The organism is Haladaptatus sp. (assembly GCF_049589095.1).
Lineage (GTDB): Archaea > Halobacteriota > Halobacteria > Halobacteriales > Haladaptataceae > Haladaptatus.
The window spans coordinates 1-6,900 of record NZ_JBAWAC010000097.1 but is presented as its reverse complement, the minus strand read 5'-3'; the positions used below and the strand labels follow the sequence as shown (position 1 = coordinate 6,900).

Annotated in this window: 7 protein-coding genes; 6 read left to right on the top strand and 1 reads right to left on the bottom strand. The window is 62.8% G+C overall.

Annotated features, from left to right (window positions below):
- Window positions 1-240 precede the first annotated feature (240 nt).
- From WBV42_RS03370 to mfnA, 6 genes are all read left to right on the top strand, one after another.
- Window positions 241-1,194 carry a PhzF family phenazine biosynthesis protein gene (locus WBV42_RS03370; protein ID WP_423984782.1) on the top strand — a complete coding sequence of 318 codons (954 nt, stop codon included), beginning with the start codon at window positions 241-243 and terminating at the stop codon, window positions 1,192-1,194.
- A gap of 25 nt (window positions 1,195-1,219) precedes the next feature.
- Entirely contained in the window at window positions 1,220-1,351 is a 132-nt protein-coding gene (locus tag WBV42_RS03365) for a DUF7344 domain-containing protein (RefSeq protein ID WP_423984784.1), read from the top strand.
- A gap of 120 nt (window positions 1,352-1,471) precedes the next feature.
- The gene (gene ppsA / locus WBV42_RS03360) at window positions 1,472-3,772 is read left to right on the top strand and encodes a phosphoenolpyruvate synthase (RefSeq protein ID WP_423984781.1); all 2,301 of its coding nucleotides are present in this window, start codon (window positions 1,472-1,474) and stop codon (window positions 3,770-3,772) included.
- A gap of 196 nt (window positions 3,773-3,968) precedes the next feature.
- Window positions 3,969-4,115 carry a hypothetical protein gene (locus WBV42_RS03355; RefSeq protein WP_423984780.1) on the top strand — a complete coding sequence of 49 codons (147 nt, stop codon included), beginning with the start codon at window positions 3,969-3,971 and terminating at the stop codon, window positions 4,113-4,115.
- Between the two features lie 142 nt (window positions 4,116-4,257).
- Window positions 4,258-5,715 (top strand): extracellular solute-binding protein, encoded by a 1,458-nt coding sequence (locus WBV42_RS03350; protein WP_423984779.1) that lies wholly within the window; start codon window positions 4,258-4,260, stop codon window positions 5,713-5,715.
- Window positions 5,716-5,751: 36 nt separating this feature from the next.
- Window positions 5,752-6,810: a tyrosine decarboxylase MfnA gene (gene mfnA, locus WBV42_RS03345; protein ID WP_423984778.1), complete on the top strand. Its 1,059-nt coding sequence runs from the start codon at window positions 5,752-5,754 to the stop codon at window positions 6,808-6,810.
- Here mfnA and WBV42_RS03340 read toward each other — a convergent pair.
- Window positions 6,805-6,900 (bottom strand): DUF1508 domain-containing protein (locus WBV42_RS03340; protein ID WP_423984783.1); only part of this gene is annotated, 96 nt, incomplete at its 5' end. The genes mfnA and WBV42_RS03340 overlap by 6 nt on opposite strands.

Sequence of the window (6,900 nt, the reverse complement as noted above, 5' to 3'; positions counted from 1 at the left end):
GGTACCGGTCGCACACACGTCGGCAAACGTATCGTCGCCCGCGAGGCTCTTGTCGGGGTCGAGCTTGGTTATATGGTTCCAGTCGTCCCAAGGCGCAGTCATAGGATGCCTTTCAGAACTCCCAGCTAAAACAGCTTCGGAACGACATTTCGTGTCTGACTAGCTACCTGCGACCGTAATCGAGAACCGAGAGGGTGATGACCCGAGGCTTAAACAGCACCCCGTCCCCACTGACAGAACATGCACACCTGTCGAACCTTGCTGGTGGATGCGTTTACGGACGAACCGCTGTCCGGAAACGCGGCCGGGGTGGTTCCGGCGGCGGACGACTTGTCGGCCGACCAGATGCAAGCCATCGCCCGAGAACTGTCCGTCAGCGAGACGGCGTTTTTCGTCGAAAGCGAGGAGGCGGACCGCCGCGTCCGGTACTTCACGCCGACGACGGAAGTCGACCTCTGCGGACACGCGACCATCGCATCGCACGTTCACCTGTACGAAGCGGGGGATATCGAACCGGGGACGCACACGCTGGAGACGAACGTCGGCGTGCTGGACATCGACGTAACGGACGATGGCACGGTCTGGATGACCCAAGACGATCCCGAAATCGAGACCGTCGACCTGGAGTACGACCGATTGGGTGACGCACTCGGTATCGACCCAGCGGCGCTCCGCGACGTTGGCGAGGACCTACCGTTGGCGGTCTCCTCCACCGGTTTCCCGGTTCTCGTCGTCCCGGTCAACTTCCTCTCGCACGTCGGCAGTGCGGACCCCGACATGGACGCCCTCGTGGAACTCGGCGAGGAAGTCGGGGCCCTGGGAATCTACGTCTTCACCTTCGACGCCGTCGAGGCGGAATCGACGCTCCACGGCCGGATGTTCGCCCCTGCTGTCGGAATTCCGGAGGACCCCGTCACCGGAACGGCGAGCGGGGCAGTCGGCGCGTATCTGCGGGCGTTCGGTGCGTTCGAGGACGAGGACGGGAACGGGGACGAGAACGAAAGCGGGAACGAGAAATCCGACGGTTTCCCCGACGAACTGCGATTGGAACAGGGCCACTTCGTGGACCGGCCTGGCTACGTGCGCGTGCAGGTTGACGACGAAGCGGTGCGGGTCGGCGGGCGGGCGACGACGGCACTGGACGGTGATTTGGTCGTTCCGGACGCCGAGGACGACGATATCATCGAAGCGTAACGACCGATCTTGAAAACGCGAGTCCATCGAATCCTCGCTGTATCATCACCACCTGCCGAAACTGGCGGATGTCGGGCTCGTCGACTACGACAGGACGCGTGGCGTCGTCAGTCGTCGTGAGGATGTCGGTAAATTATGCGAGCTAATTCTGAAATAATGGGTGATTCGGACGCTGTTTTGCCTGCCTTTCGAAATCCATATTCGATTGTGAGTTACTTTCCTTCAGCGCCTCGGTCGGAACATTCTTTATCTATCTGCTTGTTCCCCCCCATACGCAATGGTTGTACTCTGGCTGGATGAAATCAGTGCAAACGACCTCGAACTGGTCGGTGGCAAAGGTGCCTCGCTCGGTGAACTCACGGGCGCGGACCTCCCCGTTCCCCCGGGATTCGTCGTGACCGCCAAGACCTACCGTCGGTTCATCGAGGAAACCGGAATCGACGAGGAGTTGTTCGAGGCCGTCGACGTTGATACTGAGGATTCTTCTGCACTGGCGGCTGCCGAATCGCGGGCGGAGGAACTCATTCTCGGTACCGAGATTCCTGACGATATGCGCGAAGGTATTCTCGCCGCCTACGACGGACTGGACGACGGAAAGGCGTTCGTCGCCGTTCGCTCCTCCGCGACGGCCGAGGACCTCCCGGACGCATCGTTCGCGGGCCAACAGGAGACGTTTCTCAACATCACCCGCGACGACCTCGTCGAACGGGTGAAAGAATGCTGGGCGTCGCTGTTCACCCAGCGAGCCATCTACTATCGACAGGAGAAGGACTTCGACCACCGCAAAGTGGACATCGCCGTCGTCGTCCAGCGCATGGTGGACGCCCAAAAGAGCGGCGTCATGTTCACCAGCCACCCATCGACCGGCGACGCGAAGATCATCATCGAGGCCGCGTGGGGTCTCGGCGAAGCGGTCGTCTCGGGGTCGGTCTCCCCGGACAACTACGTCATCGACCGCGAGACCGGCGCGGCCGAGGACATCACCATCGCCGACAAGAAGGTGATGCATACGAAGGACGTGGACACCGGCGAGACCGTCGAGCGAAGCGTTCCCGACGACAAACGGAACGCCCGCGTCCTCACGGAAGCCGACATCGACCGCCTCATCGAGCTCGGCGAGGAAGTCGAAGATCACTATGGCACCCCGCAGGACGTGGAGTGGGCCATCGTGGATGGGGAGGTCTTCATGCTCCAGTCGCGGCCGATAACGACGATCAACGAAGGCGGTTCCATCGAGACCGAAGGGTCCGAAGGCGTCGCCGACGGCAGTGGAGCCGCCCAAGCGACCGAAAGCCACGAAATCATCGTGGACGGTCTCGGTGCCAGTCCCGGTATCGCCAGCGGCGCGGTGCGAATCGTCTCGAAACTCGACCAACTCGACAAGGTCGGCGACGGCGACATCATCGTCACGGAGATGACGACACCCGACATGGTGCCCGCGATGAAGCGCGCCGCGGGTATCATCACGGACGAAGGCGGGATGACCAGCCACGCCGCCATCGTCTCGCGTGAACTCGGCGTCCCGGCGGTCGTTGGCTGTTCGAACGCGACCGACTCACTCGAAGACGGCCAGATGGTCACGCTGGACGGCGACAAGGGGACCGTCCGGGAGGGCGAACCGGAGCGACAACGCGAGCGGGAAGCACAACGCGAACCCATCGAGGACGCCCGACCGAAGACGCCCGTCAAACCGATGACGGCGACGGAAGTCAAGGTGAACGTCTCGATTCCGGAGGCCGCCGAACGCGCCGCCGCGACGGGTGCGGACGGCGTCGGCCTGCTCCGGATGGAGCACATGATCCTCTCGACCAACAAGACGCCGGAGCGCTACATCGAGGACCACGGCGTCGACGCCTACGTGGACGAAATCGTGGAGGGAATCCGCGGCGTCGCCGAGGAGTTCTACCCCCGGCCAGTCCGCGTTCGCACGCTCGACGCGCCGACCGACGAGTTCAAACAGCTTCAAGGCGGCGAGAGCGAACCGAACGAGCACAACCCGATGCTCGGCTGGCGCGGCATCCGCCGTAGCCTCGACAAGCCCGGCGTCTTCCAGCACGAACTCGACGCCTTCCACGAACTGTATCAGATGGGCTACGACAACGTCCAGATCATGTTCCCGCTCGTCAACGACGCGGAGGACGTGTACCGCGCCCGCAGGTTGATGGCCGACACGGGCATCGACCCCGACAAGCGCGCGTGGGGCGTGATGATAGAGACGCCAGCCAGTGCGCTCCAGATCGAGGAGATGGCGAACGCGGGCATCAAGTTCGCCAGTTTCGGCACGAACGACCTCACCCAGTACACCCTCGCGGTGGACCGGAACAACGAGAACGTCGCCAATCGGTTCGACGAACTCCACCCCGCCGTCCTCCAACTCATCGGCCAAACCATCGATTGCTGCCGGGAACACGACATCAACACGAGCATCTGCGGACAGGCCGGATCGAAACCGGAGATGGTTCGCTTCCTCGTCAACCGCGGTGTCTCGTCCATCTCGGCGAACATCGACGCCGTCCGCGACGTGCAACACGAGGTCAAACGCGTCGAGCAGAAACTGATGCTGGATTCGGTTCGATAAGGAGAATTCGTTTTTCGGTCGTTTTCGGTCGTCTTCCGCTGTTTTCAGTCTCAACAGCTGTGTTTGAACGATGTCGAGCGAAACGATTATTGTATTCGGTAGGGTAATGACGGAACACTAACCCATGCGACGACGATTATTGCTATTCCTCTCTATCGTCTATCTCGGGTTTGTGATCCTATGGGGAGCGACGTCGGTGGCATACCAACTCCACCTCATCGAATCACCGCTGCTCGGACATGCACTGTTGCTCATCACCGGGATTTTCGTCGTTCTCGGCCTTCTCCTGTACCTCTGGCGCGGTATCCACTGGCTCCAGTCCGAATGGAACGCGCGGGTGTGAGTTACCTCAACGATCCGATTCGTTTTCAGGAGGGGCGAAGAGACCGCCGGGATCCCTCCTCCCATCCCGACGGCCACACTGCGAGGAGATGCCCCGCCGCAACGCTAAGAAGCACTGACGGCGTATCTCGTTGGGGAACACGATGAGGGGGGAACATAGGGGACACGAAGAACGGACCGTCTCGCGCCGCGACGTGCTGAAAGCGGTCGGTGCGGGCGGCGCGACTGCCGCGATCACCAGTGGAACGGCGAGCGCACAGCGTGCGCCGATTTCGGTCCAGTGGGGTGCGGACTCGGATCTGGCGTCGGTCGCCGGACCGCTTCAGGAACTGTTGTGGGAGGTCGGCCTCCCGAGAAACATCAACATCGACGTCATCGCCGGTACCGAGGAGACGGACATCCGCGAGGAGCAGTACACGCGATGGCTGTCGGGAAACCTCGCCAATCCGGATATGCTGCTCACCGACAGCGGATGGACGCTGAACTTCGTCGTCCGCGACCAACTGCTGAACCTCGATCAGCACCTGCCGAAGTCGGTGGTGAACCGGGTGAAAAACGGCTACTTCGAGGCGAGCGTTTCGACCGCGACGGGACCGAACGGCGACCTGTACGCGATTCCGCTGTATCCGGATTTCGGGGTGATGCTGTATCGGAAGGATTTGGTCGAGAAGGCGGGGTACGAACCGGAGGCGGAGAACTGGGCGGAAAACCCCATCTCGTGGCGGAAGTTCTCGCACGCGACGAAGGACGCGATGGACAAGTCGGGAGTGCCGTACGGCTACACGTTCCAAGCCGACCTCTACGAGGGGTTGTCGTGCTGTGACTTCAACGAGTTCATGACCTCGTGGGGCGGCGCGTACTTCGGCGGGCGAAAGGACCTCTTCGGTCCGATCGGTGAGCGCCCGGTGACCATCGACGACCCCGGCGTGATGAACTCGATTCGGATGATTCGTACGTTCATCTGGGGGCAGGGCGACCCCGCCGCGCTCGACGGCTACGCCGGTAAAATCTCTCCAACCGGCGTCCTCCAGTGGATCGAGGATTCCTCGCTCGGTCCGTTTACGGCGGGTGACGCCGTGATGCACCGCAACTGGCCGTACGCCATCGCCAGTGCGGGGGCCGAGGGGGTGCTCGGCGACCGACTCGGCGTGATGCCGATTCCGTACGCGGTGAGCGAGAAGGAGTCCGAATACCCCGGTATCGGCGGTTCGACGTCAGCCCTCGGCGGGTGGCACATGGCGGTCAACCCGAACACGGAGAAATTGGATGCGGTGCTTCGGATTCTAGAGGCGATGACCGACAAGCGGATTCAGTTGATGCTGTTCGAGAACATCGGACTCCTCCCGCCGGAGGTCAGCGTGCTGGAGTCGAAGGCGGCCCGGCAGGTTCCCGTCGTCGGCGATCACGTCGACACGCTCAGAATCGCCGGAGCCAACGCGATTCCGCGGCCGGTGACGGTCGCGTGGACACAGGAATCGACGAAGATAGGGGAACTCGTCCACGAGGCGTACTCGGGCGGAATGATGCCCGAGGCGGCGATGCGCCAACTCCAGTCACAGATCGAGGAGATCGAGGGGTACAACCGCGTGGGCAGTGCATAACGGAACCGATAAACCCGTCCCGTCGAATTTTTCGGTATGCAGGTGGCCGCGAGTCAGTCGTTCCGCCGGGTCCTTTCGTCGATGTGCACCGAACCCCATCCGGCGGCCCGTGACGCCGCCGAACGATTTCTGGCGTCGAACCCGGGCGACCCGACGACGTACCCGACCGTTTCCGCGCTCGAAGACGAAGCCGTCTCGCTGCTCGGCGAAATAACCGGACTGTCGAACCCGCACGGCTACATCGCGAGCGGTGGAACCGAAGCCAACATCCAAGCCGTCCGCGCCGCGCGTAACCTCTCCGAGAGCGACGACCCGAACGTCGTCGCCTCCGAGAGCGCACATTTCAGCTTCCAGAAGGCGGCGGACGTGCTGGGCGTCGAACTCAGACTCGGTACGGTGGACGAGGACCGGCGCGCCGACCCGAACGCGATGGCAGAACTGGTGGACGACGATACCGTTCTCGTCGTCGGTATCGCCGGGACGACCGAATACGGGCGCGTCGATCCGATTCCGGCGCTGTCCGAAATCGCACACGACGCCGGAGCGTTGCTCCACGTCGATGCCGCGTGGGGTGGGTTCGTCCTCCCGTTCACGGACCACGAGTGGAACTTCGACCACGCCGCGGTCGATACGATGGGTATCGACCCACACAAGATGGGACAGGCGGCGGTTCCGGCGGGTGGGTTCCTGGCCCGCGAATCCCGCGTGCTCGATGCGCTGGCCGTCGAAACGCCGTACCTCGAATCGACTTCGCAAGCCACCCTGACCGGAACGCGGAGCGGTGCAGGGGTAGCCAGCGCGTGGGCCGCGATGGACGAACTGTGGTCCGACGGCTACCGAAAGCAGTACGAACGCTCTCAAGCCAACGCCGAGTGGGTTGCCGATGCCTTCGAGTCGCGGGGCTACGACGTGGTCGACCCCGTGCTCCCGCTGGTCGCCATCGACGTGCCCCGAAAGACGGTCGAGGCACTCCAGGAGCGTGGCTGGCGCGTCTCTCCGACAGGGTCGGGCGAACTCCGAATCGTTTGCATGCCGCACGTCACCCGTTCGATGCTGGAGGCGTTCGTCGCCGACCTGGATTCGCTGAACCTATGATTCGGCCGGTTCCTCCGTCTCCTCCATCGGTGCGCCGATGGCGTTCCGCTTGACGCTCTTGATTCCGTTTTTCGCGGCGCGTTTCGACGA